This is a genomic window from Flavobacterium branchiophilum FL-15 (assembly GCF_000253275.1).
Classification (GTDB): Bacteria; Bacteroidota; Bacteroidia; order Flavobacteriales; family Flavobacteriaceae; genus Flavobacterium; species Flavobacterium branchiophilum.
Genome location: NC_016001.1, coordinates 769,078 through 792,198, shown reverse-complemented (window position 1 = coordinate 792,198; position 23,121 = coordinate 769,078). Strand labels below are relative to the sequence as shown.

Genomic DNA, 23,121 nt, shown 5'->3' with positions numbered 1-23,121 from the left:
GATTATATTCTGAATAGTTTTGTAAATTGTTCATTATCAAGCATTTTAAATTTAGAAAATAAATGCTTATACTCCAATTTTAATTCTCTTTCAATCTGTGAAAAAGTATTTAAAGTAGCTGAACTGGCTCTTTTATTGTAAACAAAATAAATTTCAAAAATAGCATTTGGAATTGTTAATGGTTCTTGAAAATTATTTTTAAAAATGTAATTATAAAAAGAAATGATACTTTCAGTTGATTTTAATCTGAAATCGAGATTACCTATTTTTCCAGATTTGAATTCAACAAAAATGATTTTATTATTTTTAAAAAATAGGGTATCAGCAGTTTTAATGATTTTATCGTTCTTTTTAACAACGCTATCAAAATCAAAACTTAATTTTTCCGATTTTACAAGTGTAATTTCATTTTTTTCATCTAATGAAAGTATAGTTAAACTTTTTTTTGGAAAATTTTCTTCAAAATGCGTTTCTATTTCTCTAATCCTCATCATTAATATCTTGAATTGTATAAAAAGCTTCAGAAATAGAACTTAAAATAGGTGAAATATTTTTGGTAACATCGGTAATTTTTGCTGAGAGTCCATCTTCATTTTTCTCTGCAAAATAAAAATTGGTCGAACTTTCATAATTGTATTTTTTTGAATAAGCTTCCAGAGCCTCAATAAAATAAGGGCTGTGGGAAGTTAAAACTATTGGAATTGCAAGTTCTTTTGATAAAAGTACTAAAATTTCAGCATATTTTACTTGCCATGTTGGATGCAAATGCACTTCAGGTTCGTCGAGAAAAAGTAATGTGTTTGAATTCAAGCTATCATTTTCAATTAGCATTTGTAATATTCCAAAACTTTTTATCCCCGTTGCCACATTGCTTAAATCAAAATCTATTTCTTGTTTTTTGAATTTTAATTCACCATTTGAATTAATGTTAAAACCTCCATTTATAATTTCAAAAATTAATTGATTGAGCTTTTTGGTTTTATCACTTGTATCAGAAAAAATATCTTGTTCTTTCTTGGGTTGGTATATTTTGTGATTCAAATAGTTGCTTTTATTTCTAAGTATTTTATCAAACAACACAAAACTATTTTCGTGTAATTTCAATGGCGACTCTATATAAATTACATCATCATAATGAAAAGTTGAAAAGGTGTTAAAACCTTCAAAATGAATGGTATCTTCAAACGCTATCTTTTTATCATCTCCTATTTGTACAAATGAATCTCCCGATTTGAATTTACTTTGGATTTGATTCCCAAATTCTTTTTCAAAAAACTCTTCCAATTCATAATGCAAAACATCTTTTGAATCAATTGTAATTTCAATTCTGTTTTTAATATCTTCAATTAAAATTTCGAGTTGATTTTTTGTTGATTCATTCGAGAAATCTTGAAATAATTCTTTAATTTTATTTAGTTCATCAATTATAATTTTTACAAACTCTATTTCATCTGCTCTAATTATTGAATTACGACTAGTAAAAACGGATTGATCACTATCTAAAAAAAGTGATACAAATTTTTCTTTTATAATGTCGTCGTTTTCATTAGAAGATTTGGTTCTTAAAAGCAAATTTCTAACATCTCTTATTCTTTTTCTAATAAAATCATTTTTTGAAGAATAAAATCGCTCTTCATCAATATTTACTCCTCTAATCAATGCATACAAAACCTTCCCAACCGTACTTTTACCAGAATCATTTTGTCCTGCAATCAAAGTGATGCCGTCAATAGTAACATCGGCTTCTTCAATTATTCCTATGTTTTGAAGTTTTAGTTTCATTTATTGTTATAAAAAAATTTATTTTTATGTTTTATAAAAAACAAATATACGTCAAAATTGTAAGTTAAACAACCAATAAGTCGCTTGTTTTTATGATAAAAAACGCCTTTAAAAAAAGGCGTTTTGATATTTTATTTGTTGGCTTTGGCGAGATATTTTTCGAGAGCCATTGTCATGGAAGGGCTTTCTGGCGACGGGGCCATAATATCTACTCGAAGGCCGTGCTCGATGGCTTCTTTTTGTGTGGAACTACCAAAAACAGCAATTTTGGTTTCTTTTTGTTCAAAATTAGGGAAATTCTTAAACAACGATTTGATACCTGTTGGGCTAAAAAATGCCAATACATCATAGTAAACATCGGCCAAATCGCTTAAATCGCTCATTACTGTTTTATAAAAAACGGCGTGAGACCATGCTACTTTTAGATTGTTTAAAGTTACTGGGACATCAGCATTGAGCTGGTCTGATGCGGGTAATAAAAATTTTTCTTCTTTATGCTTTTTTATTAAAGCAGACATATCAGAAAAGTCTTTTGAACCGACATAAATTTTTCTTTTTCGATAAACCACATATTTTTGCAGATAAAAAGCGATGGCTTCTGACTGACAAAAATATTTTAAATCTTCAGGTATTTTATAACGCATCTCTTCTGCAACTCTAAAAAAATGGTCCACAGCATTTTTACTGGTTAGAATGATAGCTGAGAAATGGTTCAAATCTATTTTTTGTGCCCTTACGTCTTTTGCGGTTGCACCCTCAACATGAATAAAAGGTCTGAAGTCAATTTTTACTTTGTGTTTCTGTTGAATGTCAAAGTACGGTGAATTTTCGATTTTTTGTTCAGGTTGCGATACCAAAATTGTTTTCACTTTCATATTTAGGGAATGCTAATAATTTTTTTGCTTTTTCATAAAATACTTCATAAAATTTTTATCAACAAAAAAGATATCACTTTATTTATGTATTTTATTTTTTTATCTTGATTTAAACCAATAATATATAAAATAATATGGTGCTATTTCGAGGGTGCAAAGATACAAAATAAAATAAAATAATTTGCCAAATATTAATTTTTGAAAAATCTTTATACTTTTTAAATAAATAACAACATTAATTGCTATCAAAATACCTGATAATACGTACATTAGCACAGGAATAGGTGCAGCATTATAAAATAAAACCGTCGTAATTGGCATCAAAAACATGACCGTATAGGCTCTATAATGAAGCTTAATCATGTTGAATTGTTCCATAAATGATTCTATTTTGAAGGCTGTGGCTATAATTTTTTCTATTAAATATTTAGATAAAATAAAAAAGCTTAAAAAGGTGATGATTTGAATGTAAACAATATAATCTGTTTTTTCTGTTATTTTAAAGTAGTTTAACAAATATTGAAAAAAAAGTCCCAATGTAAGAATTTGAAATAAAAATATGAGCATCGTGAACCAGTTTGTAAAATTACTGTTCTCTTTGTATATACGAATGTATTTGTCTGTAATCAATAATTTAACAAAATCATTGAATCTATTCTCGAAAACAGTTTTGGTAAACACAATCAAAATAAGGCAAAATACCAGCAAAATGGTTATCCAATCCTTGTTTTCAATAGCTCTGTTATGTAATTCGTAATCTATCATGGTGCAAAATTAATAAATTTTTATATCATTTGTATTTATTATGTTTTTATTATGATTTGATGTTATTTAAAATGTTTATTTTTGCCCAAAAATTTACCAAATAAATGTCAAATTGCATTGTTATAATTCCAACTTATAACGAAATTGAAAACATTGAGTCTATTATTAGGGCTGTTTTTTCGTTACACAAATCCTTTCATATATTAATTGTTGATGACAATTCGCCCGATAAAACGGCAGACAAAGTAATAGGGCTTCAAAGTGAATTTTATGATACTTTATTTTTAGAAGTTCGTCAAAAAAAATCGGGATTAGGAACGGCTTATGTACATGGTTTTGAATGGGCTTTGGCAAGGCATTACGACTATATTTTTGAAATGGACGCTGATTTTTCGCACAACCCTAATGATTTAGAAAAACTCTATGAAGCTTGTCATTTTGGTGGTGCAGATTTGGCTATTGGTTCCAGATATGTAACAGGAGTCAATGTGGTAAACTGGCCTTTGATCAGGGTTTTAATGTCTTACTTTGCATCTGTTTATGTACAATGGATTATGAGAATGAACATCCATGATGCTACCGCTGGTTTTATTTGTTATACTCGAAAAACTTTACAAACTATAAATATTAAGGCAATAAAATTTGTTGGATATGCGTTTCAAATTGAAATGAAGTATCGGGTTTTTACCAAAAACTTAAACATTACCGAAGTTCCTATTATTTTTACAGACCGAACAAAAGGCCAATCAAAAATGAGTAGTGCTATTTTTAAAGAGGCAATATTAGGAGTTATTTCATTACGAATCAGACATTTAATTAATAAATTATAATTTCAAGCCATGAACAGAATACTGATAAAAAACGCCAAAATTGTAAATGAAGGATCTATTTTTGAAGGAGATGTATTAATAGAAAATGACTTCATTGTAGAAATTGACACCACTATAAGTGCCAAACACCCCGATTGTAAAATTGTTGATGCACAAGGCAACTATTTATTGCCCGGAATTATAGACGATCAAGTCCATTTTAGAGAACCAGGACTTACACACAAAGGCACCATTGCATCAGAGTCTAAAGCTGCTGTGGCTGGTGGTATTACATCGTTTATAGAACAACCCAACACGGTGCCAAATGCCGTTACACAAGAACTTTTAGAACAAAAATACGAATTGGCCAAAAACAATTCTTATGCTAATTATTCTTTTATGATGGGCGGTACAAACGACAATTTAGACGAAATATTAAAAACCAACCCTCGAAATGTAGCTGGAATCAAACTATTTTTAGGTTCATCTACAGGAAATATGCTTGTGGATGACGAAAAGGTTTTAGAAAAAATATTTTCGTCCACTCCAATGCTTATTGCCGTTCATTGCGAAGACGAAGCTACCATTAAACAAAATTTAGCTACCTATAAAGCACAGTATGGAGAGGAGGTTCCTATAACGGTTCATCATTTAATTCGTAGCGAAGAGGCTTGCTACCTTTCGTCGTCAAAAGCAATTGCATTGGCACAAAAAACGGGAGCCCGACTCCATGTTTTTCATTTGTCAACAGCAAAAGAAATGGCCCTTTTTAGCAACAAAATTCCATTGGAACAAAAAAAAATTACTGCAGAAGTATGTGTTCACCACCTTTGGTTTACAAACGATGATTATGCTACAAAAGGCCATTTGATAAAATGGAATCCTGCCGTAAAAACGGCTGCCGACCAAGAGGCCCTTTGGACAGCATTGCTCAACGACACAATAGATGTAATTGCTACAGATCATGCACCGCACACCTTAGAAGAGAAAAATCAATCGTACCTAAACGCCCCTTCAGGTGGCCCATTAGTACAACATTCATTAGTTGCTATTTTAGAATTTTACCACAAAGGCATTATTTCATTAGAAAAAATAGTCGAAAAAATGTGCCATAACCCCGCAAAAATCTTTAAAATTGAAAAAAGGGGGTTTGTCAAAGTGGGCTATCATGCCGATTTGGTAATTGTAAATACCGGAATGCCTTGGAGCGTTAATAAAGATAATATTTTGTACCAATGTGGTTGGTCGCCTTTTGAAAAATTCACATTCAAATCAAGGGTTACACACACTTTTGTAAACGGACAATTAGTTTATCAAAATTTCAAAATAAAAGATACCAGAGCTGGGCAAAGATTGCTATTTGAAGCTCATTAATAAAATTTTACAATACATTTTAATTTTTATATTTTTAATTTTTCAAAAAAATGAAAAAAGCATTAATTGTACTAATAGTTTTTGGTTTTTTATTGAGTTGTAAAGAAACGGTTGTTGAAAAACCAAAAAACCTTATAGATGACGACGTTATGGTCGAAATACTATATGATTTGGCTTTGTTAGATGCCGTAAGAAACAACACGGTATATGCTAGTAAACTAAAAACAACCACCAATAAATTGATCTATGAAAAATATAAAATAGACAGTGTACAATTTGCCAAAAGTCACCAATATTATGCGAGTAATATTGCAAAATACAGAAGAATGTACAATAAAGTGAATGCCAAACTAGCTGAAAAAGACTCGCTATTAACATACAAAATTCTTAAAAAATAATTATTTAGTTAATTTATAAAAAAAGGCTAATCTATTATTTGGGCGTTCCCCAAGGGTCGGGCTATCAGATTCAAACAAGGTTCATTGAACTCCAAAAGATATATAATATCGTGAAATAATCTTTTTTGCCCCAAAAAAAGGGGCAAAAAAGGATTTCCATTACAATCCCTAACGCAAAACACAGCGTAAATAAGGTGTTTTTCTGAAGATTGATATGAATTAAAATCAATTAACCCAAGTTGCAGCTTATTCTTGTTAAGTAGTTGATATACAATAATTTATATCTTATACAGTTCCGATTTGTGCACTACAAACAAATAACCTCATTATAAATCAAATAAATCAAATAAATTAAAAACACTGTAGCCCTCTATACAAAACGACAACTAAAAATTAGGAAAAAATCAAAATTTAACTTTTAATTGACATTTTATACATATTAGGCTACAAGTTGGGTTAACTACGTTGAAACTTTGATATCAGCATTTCATAACTGACTAATCGTTAGCAAAAAGATTGCTTAGATGAACTACTGTTTCTCATTACGACGGAATGAAAAGTGCTATTAGAATCTGATTAATTTGAAAACTAACTTTTTTCCACAATCCCTATCTCCTCTTCACTCAACCCATATAACTCATAAACCATCAAATCAATCTCACGCTCCAATGCCGAAGTATCTGCAACAGGATTGTCTTTTTTCAATGAAAGGATTTGATCAACCTTGTTGATGAAGGGCTGTTGGTTTAGTTCGTTTATTTTAGGAATCGGAATATTATTAATAGATTGAATGGTTATCTCTCCTTCTATACCGCCACTTTGATAAAAATTTAGAAATGAAAAATGTATGAATCGGGAATTTAAAACAGCTGTTAAATATCTTAAATTATCACCTGAAATAAAGTAACTTGTGTTTTGAAGATAATTGCCTGAATAATCCAAAGCAAATGATTTTACTTTTGATGCTTTTGTAAAAATAATTTTTTCTTTTTCAAAATCATCTAAATAGGCACAAGCTCGTAATTCCCACCAAAAATCACCTTTATCCATTCTTTTTATCAAACTACTTTTGTAATTGACTAAATGTAGATATAATGAATTATATTCTTTTTCAAACCAAAATAAAGCACTCAAATCTGGCATATCTCCATAACGTGGTGGTGGCTCAGAAACAATATCCGAATAATTTATTTGACTCTTGATAGTAAATCCCTTTGGTATATAAATAATCCATTGTGTATTTTCTTCACAGTAATACTTATTTATATCTCTACCTCTTACTAATGGTTTTATTAGATTTATGTTTTTTGAATCCTTTGCTATTAATTGGTTTTTTAAATCTGTTTGAATAATAAAAGCATCATTGTATCCTGTTGTTATTCCTCTATTTATTTTTAAATTCCATTTTTCTAATTTTAATCCTTTTGATTCTATTTTATTTTTAATAGATTCATAATTAAATCCTGTTAATTTCCAAGCGTCATTATTAACTATGAATTTTTCTTTCTTTTCAATATTATTTAAGAAATCATCAATGCTCGTTTCTTTATTTTTAACATCAAACTTTATTATTTTAACAGAAATACATTTATTATTGTAAAATGAAAGTAAACAGGTATCAACAGCAGCATCATCAAAAATTTGAAAACTATTAAAATCAATTATATTTATTTGAGATGCTGAATCAAGTAAAAAATTTCTAGTTTTTAAACCATAATTTGATGTAAGCCATTTGTTAGAAATTATAAAATGATTAGTTGCTTTTTTTCTTCCAATTTTATTTGACAATTCAATAAACATACAATAAATATCTGTTGTTCTTGTAAATGTTGAAAAAACAGATTTTTCAAAAAAATCCAGTTCTTTATTTAATAATTGCCCCATTGAAAAATAAGGCGGATTCCCAATCACCACATCAAAACCCACAAAGTCTCCGTCATTATTCAAAACTTCAGGAAACTCAAAGCGCCATTCAAAAGCAATGTCATATATTTTGTTGTTTTTGATGTCTTCTATCTCATTTTCAAGTGTTTTGATGATGGCTGTCAATTGGTTAACCATTTTGTTCCACTCGGCTTGCTCTTTCTTGTTGCGTTCAAAAAGTCCTACTTGCTGGGTGTAGTTATACAACTCGCCTTTTTGCTTTTCCAATTTCAGTTTCTTGGGGTCGTTTAAGGTTATCTCACTCCTAAAATTGCTTTTTATATCGGCAATCAAACGTTCCATTTCTCTTTTTTGCTCTTTGCTCTCGGCATTGCGGTAGGTGTTTACTGCGTTTTTATAGGTGTCAATTGTCCATTTGCTTTGTTGCAATGCCTTTTTCAAATCGGCATCTAATCCAAATCGGGAAATCAAGGAATTGCCACATTTGATGTTGATGTCAATATTGGGTAGGGTTTCAAGCCCTCTTGCTCCCGAAGGGAAAACAGCTTCACTATTCGCAAAATTGGCAATTCCCACTTTGGATGGGTTCGGGGAGGATTTATAATAAGCATTTTTCAGCAATTCAATCCACAATCGCAAACGGCAAATTTTAACCGAATTGGGGTTGATGTCCACGCCAAACAAACAATTTTCAATGATAGTTTGCTTTTCATGAAACAAGGTTTCTTGAATACGTTGACTTTCTGGGTTTTTGGGGTTATACACAAATGGCATTCCGTCTTCATCGGTAACAATCAACTCGTCGTTTACAATGTCGATTTGGTATTCTTTCAATCGTTTTCCATTTCTATCGTAAAGTATTCGTAAATCGTGCTTGATGGCAATGATTTCGTTGAGTGCTGAAACCAAAAAGTGCCCCGATCCCACCGCAGGATCGCAAATTTTCAAGCTGTTGATAATGGTGTTGGCCTCTTTGGTATCGTCAATTTTGTTGTATAATTCCTCAAATTCGGTACAGTTCCAGCCTTTGGTTTCATTGAATTTTTGCACCACAGCTCTTCGAATCGTTTCTTTGCACATATACATCGTGATGAAACTGGGTGTATAAAACGAACCGTCTTTGTAACCGTTTATCTTCTCAAAAATCAAGCCCAAAACCGAGGCGTTTATTAGGGTTTTGTTGTCTTCCTGAATGGCTTCGCTGCCTTCACTTGCAAAGTCATAAGCATCAAGAAAATCAAAGAAATAACTAATCCCGTCGGTTTCGCCAGTGCGTTTTTTGCCCTGGGTATCTTTGATAACAGTACTTGATAAATAGGGCAATAAAATGTCATTTTCTAAACCTGCGATAAACAAGGTTTGGTGTTCCAATTCGGTGGGTTCAAAGAGTGAACTGTTTAAATAAGGCACTTTTTCAAATAGTTTTTTCACACGGTCGTTGCGTTCTTCGGGTTGCTTTGCCAAAACCATAAAAAACAAAGCATTCAAATTGTCATAATCGTTGAGCAATTCTTTGTTTAGAAAGGCATAACTTTTGTCATTATTGTGATAGCTAATTAATTGGGCTTCCAAAAGTTTTAGAAACAAAATGCGGTTGACCCAAGTGATGCACAATTCTAGTCCAACGTGGAACAAGCGTTCTTGGTGGGTTTCGCCATATTGTTTGGCATTGGGCAACCGAGAAATTTTATCTAAACTTTCGAGTTGATTGATAGCATTTTCTAGCAACGAACCTGCAAATCGATGCCCCGCTTTAGGACGTTCTATGAGTTTTTTGCCGCCAGCTTTGGTTTCGGTCAAGCCGATAAGGTGCAGTAATTCATTGTAGAAGTTTTTGTCTAAAGTATTGCTATCATTGGCAAACGACAATTTTAATAAATGCTCAGGCGAAAGCAGTTTGTATAAAACAATCAATTTGGCATCATCCTCTTTATCGCTATTGCGCAAAATGGTGTCGTAGGTTTTTAAATCAAAATAGGTACATTCTATTTTGTCTAAAACTGTGTCGATATAAGGTTTGGCAATTTCTTTGTAGAAAAAATCGGTGTTAGTACCCGAAAGTTTGCCTTCTTCAAAATCTTGAAATTGTTTGACAAAATTTTTGTTTTGGGCAAAAAGCTTGTCAAAAATTTGAGCGTCAAATAGGTACCATTCATAAACGTTGGTAACCACAAGATTTTTGATTTCAAGATTTTTGTGGGTAATGCGTTCCCGCAAAAAATACAAAACCAGCTCCTGAAAAGCCTTGTTGTTGAGTTTGTTTTCTGCCAACATTTCGGCTTTATTACTCGGACTTTTGGCTTCAAGAATTACCCCAACATTGGTTTTGGCATCCTTGCCAGTATGAATTACTAAGTCGTTTCGGCCTTTGGTATTGATAAAATGATTGGGCGAATAATAGGTGTTTTTCAAAAAATCCGAAATCAAATTTTTGTGAAACTCTTCCGATTCTTTTTCTTTGATACTGTCCAAAAGTTGAATCAAATTGATTTTAAACTTCTCAATATCAGAACGATTGGGTTTTATTTTAAGAAAGGCTTTGTTGAGGGTTTTGCGTAGTTTTGGTATCATTTTTTAGAAGAAATTTTAGCTTCAAAAGTACTAAAATATTCAAAGCAAATGAACTATTAAAAAATAATGATTTAGCAGCATTATGATTTTATTTTTATGATGAAAAAAGTGTTTTCTTGAAATTGAAGGGTTCAAGAAAGTTTATAGAAAGAATGTTTTCCTATTTTAATGCTATATTTCTTTTGAAGTTGGGGTTGCGTTAGGGATTGTAGTGGAAATCCTTTTTTGGTAAAGCCCCCCTTTCAGAGGGGAGCTTTACCAAAAAAGATTGCAACGGAAATCCCGACCCGTAGGGGAACGCCCAAAATTAAAAAACGTTTCCATTGTTGTATAGAAACGTTTTTTGTTTTTGTTTTCAAAATTTACAAATCAAAGCCCATGTTTACATTGAGTTTATCTGCAATAATTCTTGCGATTTTGGCTTTTAATTCTGGAATTTTAACGCTATTGGTTACTTCGCTGGTAAAGGCATACATCAATAAGGCTTTGGCTTCTTTTTTAGGAATGCCGCGTTGTTGCATATAAAACAGGGCACTTTCGTCGAGTTGACCAATGGTGCATCCGTGGGAGCATTTTACGTCATCGGCAAATATTTCCAATTGAGGCTTGGCATTAATGGTGGCTTTGTCGCCAATTAATATGTTATTATTTTGCTGAAAAGCATCGGTTTTTTGAGCTTCTTTTTCTACAAAAATTTTACCATTGAAAACACCTGTTGCACTATCATTAAGAATGGTTTTGTAGTTTTGATGGCTTTCGCAATTGGGTGTGGCATGCTGTACCAAGGTGTAATGATCCACATGTTGCTTGTCGCCAATAATGGTAATTCCTTTTAGCGTAGAATCAATTCGTTCGCCTTGATGGTAAAAATTCAAATTGTTTCGAGTGATGTTGCCTCCAAATGAAAACGTATGTACCGCAACATGGCTTTCTTGCTTTTGGGCAATATAGGTATTGTCAATCAAACTAGCGGTTTGCAAATCGTTTTGGACTTTATAATAATCAACTATAGCTCTTTTTTGTGCAAATATTTCGGTAACAGCATTGGTTAAAACGGGATTGCTATTCAAACTTTGATGTCTTTCAACGATTTGTACATAAGCATTTTCGCCCACAATAACCAAATTTCGGGGTTGCACCATTAAAGCCGCTTCGTTTCCGGTTGAGAAATAAATGATCTCAATTGGTTTTTCAACTACTTTACTTTTTGGGATATTAATGTAAGCTCCTTCCAATGAAAATGCAGTGTTTAGCGAGGTTAAACTTTCTTCTTTACTAGCAATTTGGTTGAAATAAGTGTCGATAATCATTTTGTATTTTGGTTTGGTCAATGCCGAAGACATCAAGCAAACGTCGAGTCCATCATGTGTGGTTGCCGACAAATGCGAGCTGAAAATACCATCAATAAAAACAATTTTATAGGTGTCAATTTCGTGTAAAAAGTACTTTTTGACATCTTTAAATTCGATTGCATTTTCTTTTTTTGGAAAAACTGAAAAATCGTTTTTCAATAATGCATTAAGCGAGGTATATTTCCAGGCTTCTTCTTTTTTTGTTGGAAAGCCTTTGTTTTCAAAATTTTTGATAGCCGAAGTACGCAAATCGTGAAGTTCTGTTTGCACATCTACCCGCTCTTCAAATGCCATAAACGATGCAAGTAATTTTTCTTTTAGTTCCATTTATTCGTTTTTTTGTTTCAAGTTTCAGGTTTCAAGTTACTGGAACTTATTACCTTTGAAATCTTTTTTATTTAAATAAGTAATGAAATTCTTTATTTTTCCACTTAAGTTTTCATACCTATATATTAAGTTTTCAAACTTTTCCTTTGTTATATATTCATAATCGAATAATCTATAAATTTGTGATCGTGTTTCTCCTGCTGAACCTTTTGCTATTGATAAAAATTGACGAAATTCAATTGTTCCATCTCTTTCAAAACCTTCAGCTATATTATCCATAACAGATCCAGATGAAGCTTTGATTTGTTGTTTAAATTTAAAATCCGTCTTTAAATCGGTTTCTTTTGAAATGATTAAAATTTCACTTGCTAAGGCTCTTGCTTCTTTCCAAATTTCTAAATCTTCAAACTTTGTTATTGTTGCCATTTTTTTCAAGTTTCAAGTTTCAGGCTTCAAGTTTCGATTCACAGAACTTGAAACTTGAAACTTGAAACAATTTTTTAAACCATCTCTTCTTTTATCCAATCATATCCTTTTTCTTCTAATTCTAAAGCAAGGTTGGCGCCGCCTGATTTCACAATTTTTCCATCCATTAAAACATGAACAAAATCGGGAACGATATAGTCTAGCAAGCGTTGGTAGTGCGTGATAACTAAAACCGCATTGTTTTCGGTTTTTAATTTGTTTACGCCATTGGCAACTATTCGGAGTGCATCGATGTCTAGTCCTGAATCGGTTTCGTCGAGAATAGCGATTTTGGGTTCGAGCATTGCCATTTGGAAGATTTCATTTCGCTTTTTTTCGCCTCCAGAAAAACCTTCATTTAACGAACGTGACAAGAATTTGTGATCCATTTCCAATAATTCCGATTTTTCACGGATTAGTTTTAGCATTTCATTGGCAGGCATGTCTTCCAAACCGTGAGCTTTTCGCTTTTCATTAATCGCAGTTTTGATGAAATTCGTTACCGAAACACCTGGAATTTCTACTGGATATTGAAAGGATAAAAACACCCCTTTATGAGCTCTTTCTTCGGGAGCCAATTCGGAGATTTCTTCGCTATCTAGAAAGATTTCTCCCTCTGTAACCTCATAATTTTCGTTTCCAGCAATAATGGAAGACAAGGTAGATTTTCCAGCACCGTTTGGTCCCATTATGGCATGAACTTCTCCAGCCTTAATTTCGAGGTTGATTCCTTTTAAGATTTCTTTGTCGCCAATGGAGGCGTGCAGGTTTTTTATTTGTAGCATATTTATCTTTTTTTTATTCGTAATGTCCTTTTAGGGACAATATATCTAATATTTCAATCGTGTTTTCTTCTGTAACTTTATATATAATTCGGTGTTCTTGATTAATTCGTCTTGACCATTTTCCTGAAAGTTGGTGTTTTAAAGGCTCTGGTTTTCCAATGCCTTCATAAGGGTGTAATTGAATGTCATCTATTAAGGCTGAAATTTTCTTCATTACAGCTTTGTTTCCAGATTTTTTCCAAAAATCACGGTCTTTTTGTGCTTTTTCTGAATAGATTACTTCCACAAATCCTCAGTTTTAATTCGAACTCCTCGCCCTTCTTTTATGCTTCTTTCTGCCTCCAAAATTTCTTTTACAAATTCAGGATTGTACGGTTTCTCTTTTTTTTCAATTTCAAAACCCAATGATTTTGCCAATGATTTAAAAATAGCTAAATCTTTTTTCTTTACATTTTTTAATACTAATTCCATAGTTCTAAAAGTTTAAATTGGTAAACCTCATAAATTATTACATCTACTTCTTCTATTTTCTTTAATTTTTTTCAAATGAACTTCACCTGCCTTAATTTCAAGGTTGATTCCTTTTAAAATTTCTTTGTCGCCAATGAAGGCGTGCAGGTTTTTGATTTGTAGCATATTTATCTTTTTTTTATTCGTAATGCAATGCCCTTTTAATGAAATAATATTTAAAATTTCTATCGTGTTTTCATCAATAATTTCATAAACCAAACGATGTTCTTGATTTATTCTTCTGGACCAGACACCTGATAAATGATGTTTTAAAGGTTATGGTTTTCCAATACCTTGATATGGATTTTCTTCAATAGCTCTTAACAATTCTGATTTTTTTTTTAAAATAAATTTATTGCCAGATTTTGTCCAAAATTCTAAATCTTTTTTGGCTTTAAAAGAGAAAATTATTTCCATAATTGATCAATTTCTTCAATTGTCATTTTGATACCTTTTCCTTGTCTTAATTCCTCACTTGCCTCCAAAATTTCTTTTACAAATTCGGGATTGTACGGCTTCTCTTTTTTTTCAATTTCAAAACCCAAAGATTTTGCCAAGGATTTAAAAACCGCTAAATCTTTTTTCTTTACATTTTTTAATACTAATTCCATGATATTCTAAATTAAAAAAATTAAAATTCTACCATTCATTTCTTAATTGCTTTTGAATTTTAATTGGATTTAATTTATCAAATAATTTTCATTCTTTTTTAATTCCCCCTTCGGGGGTTAGGGGGCTTACCCCACACTTCCTTCTAAACTGATTTCCAACAACTTTTGGGCTTCAACTGCAAATTCCATTGGCAATTTGTTCAACACTTCTTTACTAAATCCATTCACAATTAAGGCAATGGCTTTTTCTGTTGGAATGCCCCGTTGGTTGCAATAAAACACTTGATCCTCTCCAATTTTTGAAGTGGTGGCTTCGTGTTCCACTTTTGCGGAAGCATTTTTACTTTCGATATACGGAAAGGTGTGTGCGCCACAATTATTTCCCATCAAAAGGGAATCGCATTGCGAAAAATTACGTGCATTTTCTGCTCTTGCTCCAATTTGAACCAATCCTCTATAACTATTTTGTGATTTTCCTGCTGAAATTCCTTTGGAAATAATGGTTGATTTGGTGTTTTTTCCCAAATGAATCATCTTGGTACCTGTATCGGCTTGCTGAAAATTATTGGTTACTGCAATCGAATAAAATTCTCCAATGGCGTTATCGCCTTTCAACACTACTGATGGATATTTCCATGTTATTGCCGAACCCGTTTCTACTTGCGTCCAAGAGATTTTAGCATTTTTCTCGCACAAACCTCTTTTGGTTACAAAATTATAAACGCCACCTTTTCCTTCTTTGTTCCCTGGATACCAATTTTGAACGGTTGAATATTTAATTTCTGCATCTTCCATTGCAATCAGTTCCACTACCGCTGCGTGTAATTGGTTTTCATCACGACTTGGAGCGGTACATCCTTCTAAATAAGATACATAACTTCCTTCATCGGCAATCAACAAAGTGCGTTCAAACTGCCCCGTTCCGCCTTGATTGATTCGGAAATAAGTTGATAATTCCATCGGACATTTAACCCCTTTTGGAATATAACAAAAACTACCATCTGAAAAAACAGCAGAATTCAAAGCCGCATAAAAATTATCTTTCATGGGTACAACAGTTCCTAAATGTTTACGAACCAATTCAGGATGTTCTTTTATAGCTTCAGAAATAGAGCAAAAAATAATGCCTTTTTCATTTAGTGTTTTCTTAAAAGTCGTTGCCACAGAAACGGAATCCACGACAATATCAATGGCCACATTGTTCATTTTCTTTTGTTCGTCCACCGAAATTCCGAGTTTTTTATACATGGCCAACAATTCGGGATCCACATCTTCCAGTTTCTTGTTCGGATCCGCTTTTTTGGGAGCAGAATAATACGAAATTGCCTGAAAATCAGGTTTTTCATAGCGCACATTTGCCCATTCTGGTTCGATCATTTCTAGCCAAGCACGGAATGCCACCAAACGCCATTCGGTCATCCATTCGGGCTCTTCTTTTTTCTTTGAAATAGCACGAACAATGTCTTCATTCAACCCAATAGGAAACGTCTCCGAGTCCAATTCGGTATAAAATCCGTATTCGTATTCTTTATTTTCTAATTCGACCTTTAAGTCGTCTTCTGTGTATTTTGACATATATTTTTATCTTAAAAATTGAAAAAATCTAAAAAAATCTAAAATATTTAAAAAATCTAAAAGAATCTAAAATATCTAAAAGAATCTAAATTAGATTAAAATATCTTTTTTAATTTTTTTGCTTTTTTACTTTTTTTGTTTTTCTATTATTTTATTCTGTTTTTCTAAATTTTTTAAATACTTTATATAATTACCTAGTTGTTTTGATATTTCTAAAACATCATTTCTATGGTTATAGAAGTTTTCTTCATTAATATATTCAAGCAATTGCAAAAAATTGAACATATTTCTACATTCTCCAGCAGATCCTTTTGAAATATATAAAAACCGTATTAATTCTTTTTTTGTTTCTCTTTCAAAACCCTCTGCAATATTATTTGATATTGACAAAGCTGCTCTTTGCAGTTGATCTTTTAACCCATAATCTTTGGCTATTTGTTCATTAGTTAATGTTAGTTTATAAACTTTAACTCCAAAGGCTAAAGCTTTTTGATAAACTTGCATTTCTTCAAATGAATTGTATTTTGCCATTTTTTGAATTTTTTAGATTCTTTGGATTTTTTAGATTCTTTGGATTTTTTAGATTTTTTAGATTATTTATAAAGAAAAACTCTCCCCACATCCGCAGGTTCTCTGGGCATTCGGATTGTTGAACACAAATCCTTTACCGTTTAAGCCACCTGAAAATTCTAAAATCGTTCCTGCCAAATAGAGGAAAGATTTCTTTTCAACGGCAATTTTCACGTTATTATCTTCAAAAACTTTGTCGTTTTCAGTTAATTCTTTGTCAAATTTCAATTCATAAGACAAGCCAGAGCAACCTCCGCTTTTTACGCCTACTCGAACATAATCCTTAGTAACATCAAAACCGTCTTCAGTCATCATATCAATGATTTTTTTGCTAGCAGTATCAGAAACTTTTATCATTTTAATTGATTTTAGATTTTTCCTTATTTTTAATTTGTCTAAATTAGTTGCAAATATATAACATTTTTAGCTTTTTAAAATGTTTTTAAAGATATAAATAACAAATACTGATATAAAAATTATCAATAAAAATTGATGATAACTTGTTAATAATTATTTTACATACCCAAATAGCATTTCGCAAATTACTTAATATATTTACAAAAAATTTAAACATTTATATTTATGAAAAAAATTTACACTTTAGCACTAATTTTATTTGCTTCCTTATCATTTGGACAAACTCTTTTGTATGAAAGTTTTGACTATAGTGTTCCAGGCAATATTGGGGGAAATACTACAACATCTTCTGATGCAGTTGGGGCAAACAATTGGCTTACACACAGTAATACAAGTGGAAATTCGGGCACTATTGATTTGGCTTCTGGGAGTTTATCTTATACAGGGCTCATGGCACCCGTTGGGAACAAAGTTACCATTGTTGGAAATAATACAACGGTCCCTAGAGACGTTAATAGAGCATTTACAACGACTACTACAGCCACAACTATTTACTATTCTCTTTTATTAAAAGTAGTTGATAACACACAATTAGCTGCAAGTGATGCTTACTTTTTTGGTATTGGTGGAGCTGCAGGAACAAGTGTTACTTCTTTGGGAGCTCGTTTAGGTATAAAATCATCTAATTCGGGTGCCAATTTTAGATTGAGCATTCAAAATAACTCTGGTGGTACTCCTACTTTTACAGAAAACGCTACAGATTTAACCTTTGGCACTACTTATTTAGTGGTTGTGAAATTTGACAAGGGAGTAACACCAAATGCGGCTTCGTTATGGGTAAATCCTACTGGATTGGGTGGAACCGAGCCTACTGCAAACGCTACTAACAACAGCGGTAATGCTTCTCTTTCGGCGTTTGCTTCTGTGTATATTAGAAATGCTTCAGGGACACCAAAAGCAGAATTGGACGAAATCAGAGTTGGCGAAACATGGGCGGCTGTAACGGCTGTACCATTGGCTATAGACCAAAATAATATTGTAGGATTGGATATTTTCTCTAAAAATGGTGTTTTAACTGTTACTACACCAACTCTTTCAGAAAAAGAAGTAGCCATATATGATTTGCTTGGAAAGCAAGTAAAAAACACCACAACACAAAACAACACCGTAAATGTTGCCGATTTGACAAGTGGAATTTATATTATAAAAGTATCAGAAAATGGTCAGTCTGCTACTAGAAAATTATTATTAAATTAACTTTTTTCAAACAATTACTTGCACTTATTTTGTTAAAAAAAGAATTTTATATTAAAAATCCCTATTTACTTCAACACAAATAGGGATTTTTTATGGTTTATATCAAACTCCTTGAAATTACAATACGCTGTATTTCGGAAGTGCCTTCGTAAATTTGAGTGATTTTGGCATCACGCATCATGCGTTCAACATGGTATTCGGCCACATAACCATTGCCCCCATGAATTTGAACGGCTTCGATAGTGGTATCCATGGCGGTTTGAGATGCAAATAGTTTTGCCATGGCACCAGATTGCGAAATGTCTTTACCCGCATCTTTTTCGGTAGCTGCTTTCAAACATAACAAACGGGCAGCCGCAATTTGTGTAGCCATGTCGGCTAATTTGAATGCAATGGCTTGATGTTTGAAAATTTCTTTGCCAAAAGCTTTGCGTTCTTGAGCATATTTTAATGCCAATTCATAAGCTCCTGTTGCAATGCCCAAAGCTTGAGATGCAATGCCAATGCGGCCTCCATTAAGCACGTTCATGGCAAAAGAAAAACCAAAACCATCAGCTCCAATACGGTTTTCTTTAGGTATTTTTACGTCTGTAAACAACAACGAGTGGGTATCGCTGCCTCGAATTCCCATTTTCTTTTCTTTAGGACCAATATCAAAACCTTCCCAACCTTTTTCTACAATAAATGCATTAATGCCTTTGTGTCCTTTGTCTATATCTGTTTGTGCAATCACGATATAAACCGATGCCGAAGAACCATTTGTAATCCAATTTTTTGTTCCGTTTAACAAATAATAATCTCCTTTATCTATTGCAGTTGTTTTTTGAGATGTTGCATCGCTTCCCGCTTCTGGTTCCGACAAACAAAAAGCTCCAATTACATCACCTTTGGCCAATGGCGTTAGGTATTTTTGTTTTTGTGCTTCGCTGCCATATTTTTCGAGCCCTGCACAAACCAATGAATTGTTTACAGACATAATAACGGCTGCAGAGGCATCTACTTTTGCTATTTCAGTCATGGCCAATACATAGGATACGCTGTCTAATCCTGCTCCCGCCATATTGTGGCGCTACCATCATGCCCATAAATCCTAATTCGGCCATCATTTTGACTTGTTCTGTCGGAAATTTTGACTGTTCATCTCTTTCAATAACGCCTGGTAACAATTCATTTTGAGCAAAATCTTTTGCTGCTTGTTGAATCATTAAATGCTCTTCGGTTAAATTAAAGTCCATAATTTGATATGATATTTACGATTTGTTTAAAAAATAATGTCAAAGATACAAATTTTTTGAAAATAATATATTTTTGAAATATTTATTTTGTGAATTAAGGTAACCTCTAAAAAACTCAATATTTTGATTTTTTAAAAAACATAAAATATTGAATATTAACAAAATAAGGTTTTTAATTTTTCTGTAAATCGAGTTTTTAGAGGTGTCCTTAAAATCCCTCCAAAAAAAGAGCAACCAAATTATTATAAAATGCTAACTAAAAACGTTTTATAAACTCATGAATAGCATTGGTTTAACTCATTATCTATATTTTTTAGAGGTATTCGTTGATTACAATTCATTGCTCGGCTTTCAGGCGCAACGAAATCCTAGCTGTTGTGTGCAGTTTTTTTTACGGAGTTAATGTAGTATAACCAAAGTTTACATTGAAGTCCGAACACCAAACTACTACATATTTATATACCGTAAAGTCGGTATTTGCGGGTAAGTCGTATATGTAGTTTCCATTTAAGCCTTTTATATCTCCTAAATTTATAAATCCTCCATTCACATTTGATAGATTTGAAACCAAATAAATATCCAAATTTGGACCTGAATCTGATTTGAAGTTGGTAAAGTTTAGTTTAGTTTTTTCTTTGTTAATTGTTACATTTCCACTTGTTGGATGTGCTGACGATACAAAAGTTCCCTTAAAGGAAGCCATATTGTCAATTGGTGTATTAGTAACAGTTTCGTCATCTTTAGAGCACGAAACGAAAAATGTAGAAATAAGTACTAAGCATATTATCTTTGTCAAAGCATTTTTAAATGTTTTCATATTTTTTGAATAAAAAAGTCGCTCGAAATTTAAAATTTCACGCGACTTTTAAGTTTAATATTTATTTTTTATTTTACAATAGGACAATTTACAGTTGCTCCTGCTGGTGTGCTTGTAAAACCTGTTGCAGTTGCTAAATTTGTAACAGCATTGAAATTTACATTATCAATCACTCTTACACTCCAAAGTGGGCTATAACTTGCATCACTTGGAATAGTAGCTAAAACATTGTGAGTTTGGTTTGGATTTGCAGTTTCTGTTTTAAAACCAGATGCAGGACCTGCTACATTATCGTTGAACATAACATAAATTGGCGAAACAGGAACTAAACCTGCTGTTGTAGTTGCTATTGCTTTTTCGCCAAAATTGAAATACGCTACCGCTTGTCCTTTGTACCAACCTAAAGTTAATGCACTTGCTGTTCCTGCTGTAAAACTTTTTGATGCTGTAGAACCAAATGGAACAACAGGACAGTTTGCAATTGATGTAGTCTTTGTAATAGCATAACCCGACGCCAATACTTCTGATTCACTCGTTAAACTATTGGCAACATATCCACTAGGTACAGTTACTTTATTTACTAACCAAAAATCATTATATCCTGCATCGCCTGGAATGGTAGGTATAATATTATTTTGGCCTGAAACTTGTGTTCCATCTGCTTTGAAGAAAACATAAATATCATCTGGAGTAGTAGGTTGCACATCAAAATTATAATATTTTACTACTGCCCCTGTTCTATCAAGTCCTGTTGTAATAAAGGGTTCACTGTCAAAATTAATTGCAGCATTGGCTGCAGGTAAACCATTGGTAGCAGTTCGTACCATTAAATGACCTGCCGCAGAGCTAAATCTATCTACACTTGCTTTTGTAGCTGTGTTAATATCTTTTCCTGTTACTGGTTTTGTATCGTCGTCATCTTTTGAACACGACACAAAAATTGCACTTGCCAATAAAGCACATAATCCTAAATTTGAAATATTTTTTAGCATGATTTTATATATTTTTATATTAAGATGCAAAATTCGAACATATAAAATCTAAAAGGTGTTAGATTACTAACAAAAAACTTATTTTTTAAATATAATTTTCCCTTTTTGCAAAGAAAAATAATTGTCATTTTCTAATTCTTTCATCATAATATTGAATGTAGGTCTTGATGTTCCGATTAGTTTTGCTATTTCAGATTGAGAATAAGGATTATTTACAAGGATTTCTCCATTTAATAGACTATAGGTAACCTCTAAAAACTCAATATTTTGATTTTAAAAAAAAACATAAAATATTAAATTTAAACAAAATAAGATTTTTAATTTTTCTGCAAATAGAGTTTTTAGAGGTGTCCTTAAAAAATAAAGTCTAAATCGATATAGTTTGAAACTCAAAAATTGTTTTCCTTAAAATTCATTTTCAAAAATAAAAAAAATTTTAATTATTTAAAAAATAATCATTACAAAAAATTGAATTAATATCAGCTATTTCTAAAAAAAACATAGCTTACCATGCGTAAAAAAAATTATTTTATTCAAATCTAATAGCCTTTACTGGTGATATTTTGGTAATAATATAAGAAGGGATTAGCAATACTAACAAACAAATAAATATTGTTCCCACGTTTAGAGCAATCAAATAATTCCAATGTAAATAAACAGGTGCAGTATTGACATAATAATTTTCGGGATTGAGTTTGATAATTCCAAATTGTTGTTGCAACAATAGTAAACCGATAGCTACACCATTGCCCCAACATAAACCTCTAACAATCAAATGAAAAGCATTGTAAAGAAATATTTTTCGAATGGTCCAATTGTTGGCTCCTAATGCCTTCAAAATACCAATCATTTGAGTTTTTTCTAAAATTAAAACTAATAAAGCTACTACCATATTGATGGAAGCTACTAAAATCATAATGATTAAAATAGTGATGATATTAAAATCAAATAACTTGAGCCATTCGATAATATTGGCATACTTTTCATTAATTGTTTTGGATTCTAATGTAGGTGGAATTTCTTTATACACCTGATTACCAATGATTTCCATATCTTCAAAGTGGTTGATAAAAATTTCAAAAGCGCCCACTTGGTCATTTTCCCAATGATTGATACGCTGAATGTGTTTGATATTTCCGATGATGTAAGTAGCGTCAAATTCTTGAAAACCAGAATTATAAATCCCAACAATTTTAAAATTTCTCATATTAGGTAATCCGTCTTGATTTTCTTTCATGAAAAAAGTTTGAAACGACTGGTTCAATTTTAAATTCATTTTATCGGCCAACAGTTGCGAAATCAACACATCGTTATTTAAATGGGTTGTTACATCTGGAATATGCCCTGCTACCAAATATTCTTTCATAAATGTCCAATCATAATCAGGGCCAACTCCCTTTAAAATAACCCCTTCAAATGCAATATCTGTTCTAATAATACCCGCTTTTGTAGCTACTCCTTGAATATTTTGGATGCCTTGAATATTTTTAAAATGTGGATAAAAATGTTGATGCGTCGAAATGGGTTTTTTGCTTACTTGCGATTGGTTGTCATCAAAATTTGAAATTTGGATGTGCCCCGAAAAAGCAACTAGTTTTTCTTGTATTTTTTTTTGCAAACCAAAACCCGTTGCAATAGACACAATCATCATTACCATACCAATGGCAATTGCAGCAACTGCAATTTTTATTATTGGACTAGAAATACTATTTTTGTGAACTTTAGACGAAACAAGTCGTTGGGCAATAAAATATTCTAAATTCAAAATACTGTTTTTTGATTGTTAGGGCAAATATAAAAATTTATGTTT

Annotated in this window: 23 protein-coding genes and 3 pseudogenes; 4 read left to right on the top strand and 22 right to left on the bottom strand. The window is 32.0% G+C overall.

Annotated features, from left to right (window positions below; translation table 11 throughout):
• Positions 1-2: 2 nt before the first annotated feature.
• From FBFL15_RS03435 to FBFL15_RS03420, 4 genes are all read right to left on the bottom strand, one after another.
• Complete coding sequence (locus tag FBFL15_RS03435) at positions 3-494, bottom strand: hypothetical protein (RefSeq protein WP_014083268.1); 492 nt, start codon at positions 492-494, stop codon at positions 3-5.
• Positions 481-1,782, bottom strand: a complete 1,302-nt coding sequence (locus tag FBFL15_RS03430; RefSeq protein ID WP_014083267.1) for an AAA family ATPase — start codon at positions 1,780-1,782, stop codon at positions 481-483. The genes FBFL15_RS03435 and FBFL15_RS03430 overlap by 14 nt, the downstream gene beginning before the upstream one ends.
• A 131-nt stretch (positions 1,783-1,913) precedes the next feature.
• A complete protein-coding gene (locus tag FBFL15_RS03425) occupies positions 1,914-2,657 on the bottom strand; it encodes a uroporphyrinogen-III synthase (RefSeq protein WP_014083266.1) in 744 nt (247 codons plus the stop codon).
• 99 nt (positions 2,658-2,756) lie between these two features.
• Positions 2,757-3,422 carry a DUF4271 domain-containing protein gene (locus FBFL15_RS03420; protein WP_014083265.1) on the bottom strand — a complete coding sequence of 222 codons (666 nt, stop codon included), beginning with the start codon at positions 3,420-3,422 and terminating at the stop codon, positions 2,757-2,759.
• 104 nt (positions 3,423-3,526) lie between these two features.
• On the opposite strand from FBFL15_RS03420, the gene FBFL15_RS03415 reads away from it, so the two are divergent.
• From FBFL15_RS03415 to FBFL15_RS03405, 3 genes are read left to right on the top strand one after another with little or no spacing between them, the layout of a single operon-like run.
• Positions 3,527-4,252 carry a polyprenol monophosphomannose synthase gene (locus FBFL15_RS03415; protein ID WP_014083264.1) on the top strand — a complete coding sequence of 242 codons (726 nt, stop codon included), beginning with the start codon at positions 3,527-3,529 and terminating at the stop codon, positions 4,250-4,252.
• 9 nt (positions 4,253-4,261) lie between these two features.
• Entirely contained in the window at positions 4,262-5,605 is a 1,344-nt protein-coding gene (locus tag FBFL15_RS03410) for a dihydroorotase (protein ID WP_014083263.1), read from the top strand.
• Between the two features lie 50 nt (positions 5,606-5,655).
• Entirely contained in the window at positions 5,656-6,003 is a 348-nt protein-coding gene (locus FBFL15_RS03405; protein WP_014083262.1) for a DUF4296 domain-containing protein, read from the top strand.
• A 588-nt stretch (positions 6,004-6,591) separates the two neighbouring features.
• Here the strand turns inward: FBFL15_RS03405 and FBFL15_RS03400 are convergent.
• The 13 genes and pseudogenes from FBFL15_RS03400 to FBFL15_RS03350 all read right to left on the bottom strand — a co-directional run bounded on the left by FBFL15_RS03400 (position 6,592) and on the right by FBFL15_RS03350 (position 17,010).
• Positions 6,592-10,458 (bottom strand): DUF7149 domain-containing protein, encoded by a 3,867-nt coding sequence (locus FBFL15_RS03400; RefSeq protein ID WP_014083261.1) that lies wholly within the window; start codon positions 10,456-10,458, stop codon positions 6,592-6,594.
• Positions 10,459-10,820: 362 nt separating this feature from the next.
• A complete protein-coding gene (sufD, locus tag FBFL15_RS03395) occupies positions 10,821-12,137 on the bottom strand; it encodes a Fe-S cluster assembly protein SufD (protein WP_014083260.1) in 1,317 nt (438 codons plus the stop codon).
• A 36-nt stretch (positions 12,138-12,173) separates the two neighbouring features.
• Positions 12,174-12,563: a four helix bundle protein gene (locus FBFL15_RS03390; protein ID WP_014083259.1), complete on the bottom strand. Its 390-nt coding sequence runs from the start codon at positions 12,561-12,563 to the stop codon at positions 12,174-12,176.
• A gap of 74 nt (positions 12,564-12,637) precedes the next feature.
• A complete protein-coding gene (gene sufC / locus FBFL15_RS03385; protein WP_014083258.1) occupies positions 12,638-13,387 on the bottom strand; it encodes a Fe-S cluster assembly ATPase SufC in 750 nt (249 codons plus the stop codon).
• Positions 13,388-13,400: 13 nt separating this feature from the next.
• Positions 13,401-13,673, bottom strand: a complete 273-nt coding sequence (locus FBFL15_RS03380) for a Txe/YoeB family addiction module toxin (RefSeq protein ID WP_014083257.1) — start codon at positions 13,671-13,673, stop codon at positions 13,401-13,403.
• Positions 13,664-13,858: a DUF2683 family protein gene (locus FBFL15_RS03375; RefSeq protein ID WP_014083256.1), complete on the bottom strand. Its 195-nt coding sequence runs from the start codon at positions 13,856-13,858 to the stop codon at positions 13,664-13,666. Before FBFL15_RS03375 ends, FBFL15_RS03380 begins: the two co-directional genes overlap by 10 nt.
• Positions 13,859-13,933: 75 nt before the next feature.
• Positions 13,934-14,023: pseudogene (gene sufC, locus FBFL15_RS16300) on the bottom strand (Fe-S cluster assembly ATPase SufC); the annotation flags it as partial.
• A 60-nt stretch (positions 14,024-14,083) separates the two neighbouring features.
• A pseudogene (locus FBFL15_RS17135) lies at positions 14,084-14,161 on the bottom strand (type II toxin-antitoxin system YoeB family toxin); the annotation flags it as partial.
• 12 nt (positions 14,162-14,173) lie between these two features.
• The gene (locus FBFL15_RS17130; RefSeq protein ID WP_338030126.1) at positions 14,174-14,314 is read right to left on the bottom strand and encodes a hypothetical protein; all 141 of its coding nucleotides are present in this window, start codon (positions 14,312-14,314) and stop codon (positions 14,174-14,176) included.
• The gene (locus tag FBFL15_RS03365) at positions 14,305-14,508 is read right to left on the bottom strand and encodes a DUF2683 family protein (RefSeq protein WP_014083255.1); all 204 of its coding nucleotides are present in this window, start codon (positions 14,506-14,508) and stop codon (positions 14,305-14,307) included. Before FBFL15_RS03365 ends, FBFL15_RS17130 begins: the two co-directional genes overlap by 10 nt.
• 126 nt (positions 14,509-14,634) lie before the next feature.
• Complete coding sequence (gene sufB / locus FBFL15_RS03360) at positions 14,635-16,083, bottom strand: Fe-S cluster assembly protein SufB (RefSeq protein ID WP_014083254.1); 1,449 nt, start codon at positions 16,081-16,083, stop codon at positions 14,635-14,637.
• Positions 16,084-16,209: 126 nt separating this feature from the next.
• A complete protein-coding gene (locus tag FBFL15_RS03355; RefSeq protein WP_014083253.1) occupies positions 16,210-16,614 on the bottom strand; it encodes a four helix bundle protein in 405 nt (134 codons plus the stop codon).
• Positions 16,615-16,680: 66 nt separating this feature from the next.
• Entirely contained in the window at positions 16,681-17,010 is a 330-nt protein-coding gene (locus tag FBFL15_RS03350; protein WP_014083252.1) for a HesB/IscA family protein, read from the bottom strand.
• Positions 17,011-17,235: 225 nt separating this feature from the next.
• Here FBFL15_RS03350 and FBFL15_RS15675 point away from each other — a divergent pair, with 225 nt between their 5' ends.
• Positions 17,236-18,267 carry a T9SS type A sorting domain-containing protein gene (locus FBFL15_RS15675; protein WP_014083251.1) on the top strand — a complete coding sequence of 344 codons (1,032 nt, stop codon included), beginning with the start codon at positions 17,236-17,238 and terminating at the stop codon, positions 18,265-18,267.
• Between the two features lie 97 nt (positions 18,268-18,364).
• Here the strand turns inward: FBFL15_RS15675 and FBFL15_RS03340 are convergent.
• The 5 genes and pseudogenes from FBFL15_RS03340 to FBFL15_RS03325 form a co-directional block, all read right to left on the bottom strand.
• Positions 18,365-19,502: pseudogene (locus FBFL15_RS03340) on the bottom strand (acyl-CoA dehydrogenase).
• A 391-nt stretch (positions 19,503-19,893) separates the two neighbouring features.
• Positions 19,894-20,319 (bottom strand): DM13 domain-containing protein, encoded by a 426-nt coding sequence (locus FBFL15_RS03335; RefSeq protein WP_014083250.1) that lies wholly within the window; start codon positions 20,317-20,319, stop codon positions 19,894-19,896.
• 68 nt (positions 20,320-20,387) lie between these two features.
• Positions 20,388-21,311, bottom strand: coding sequence for a hypothetical protein (locus tag FBFL15_RS03330; protein ID WP_014083249.1), 924 nt, complete (start codon positions 21,309-21,311; stop codon positions 20,388-20,390).
• A gap of 78 nt (positions 21,312-21,389) precedes the next feature.
• Entirely contained in the window at positions 21,390-21,533 is a 144-nt protein-coding gene (locus FBFL15_RS16750; RefSeq protein ID WP_262493584.1) for a helix-turn-helix domain-containing protein, read from the bottom strand.
• A gap of 307 nt (positions 21,534-21,840) precedes the next feature.
• Positions 21,841-23,076, bottom strand: a complete 1,236-nt coding sequence (locus FBFL15_RS03325) for an ABC transporter permease (RefSeq protein ID WP_014083248.1) — start codon at positions 23,074-23,076, stop codon at positions 21,841-21,843.
• Positions 23,077-23,121 lie beyond the last annotated feature (45 nt).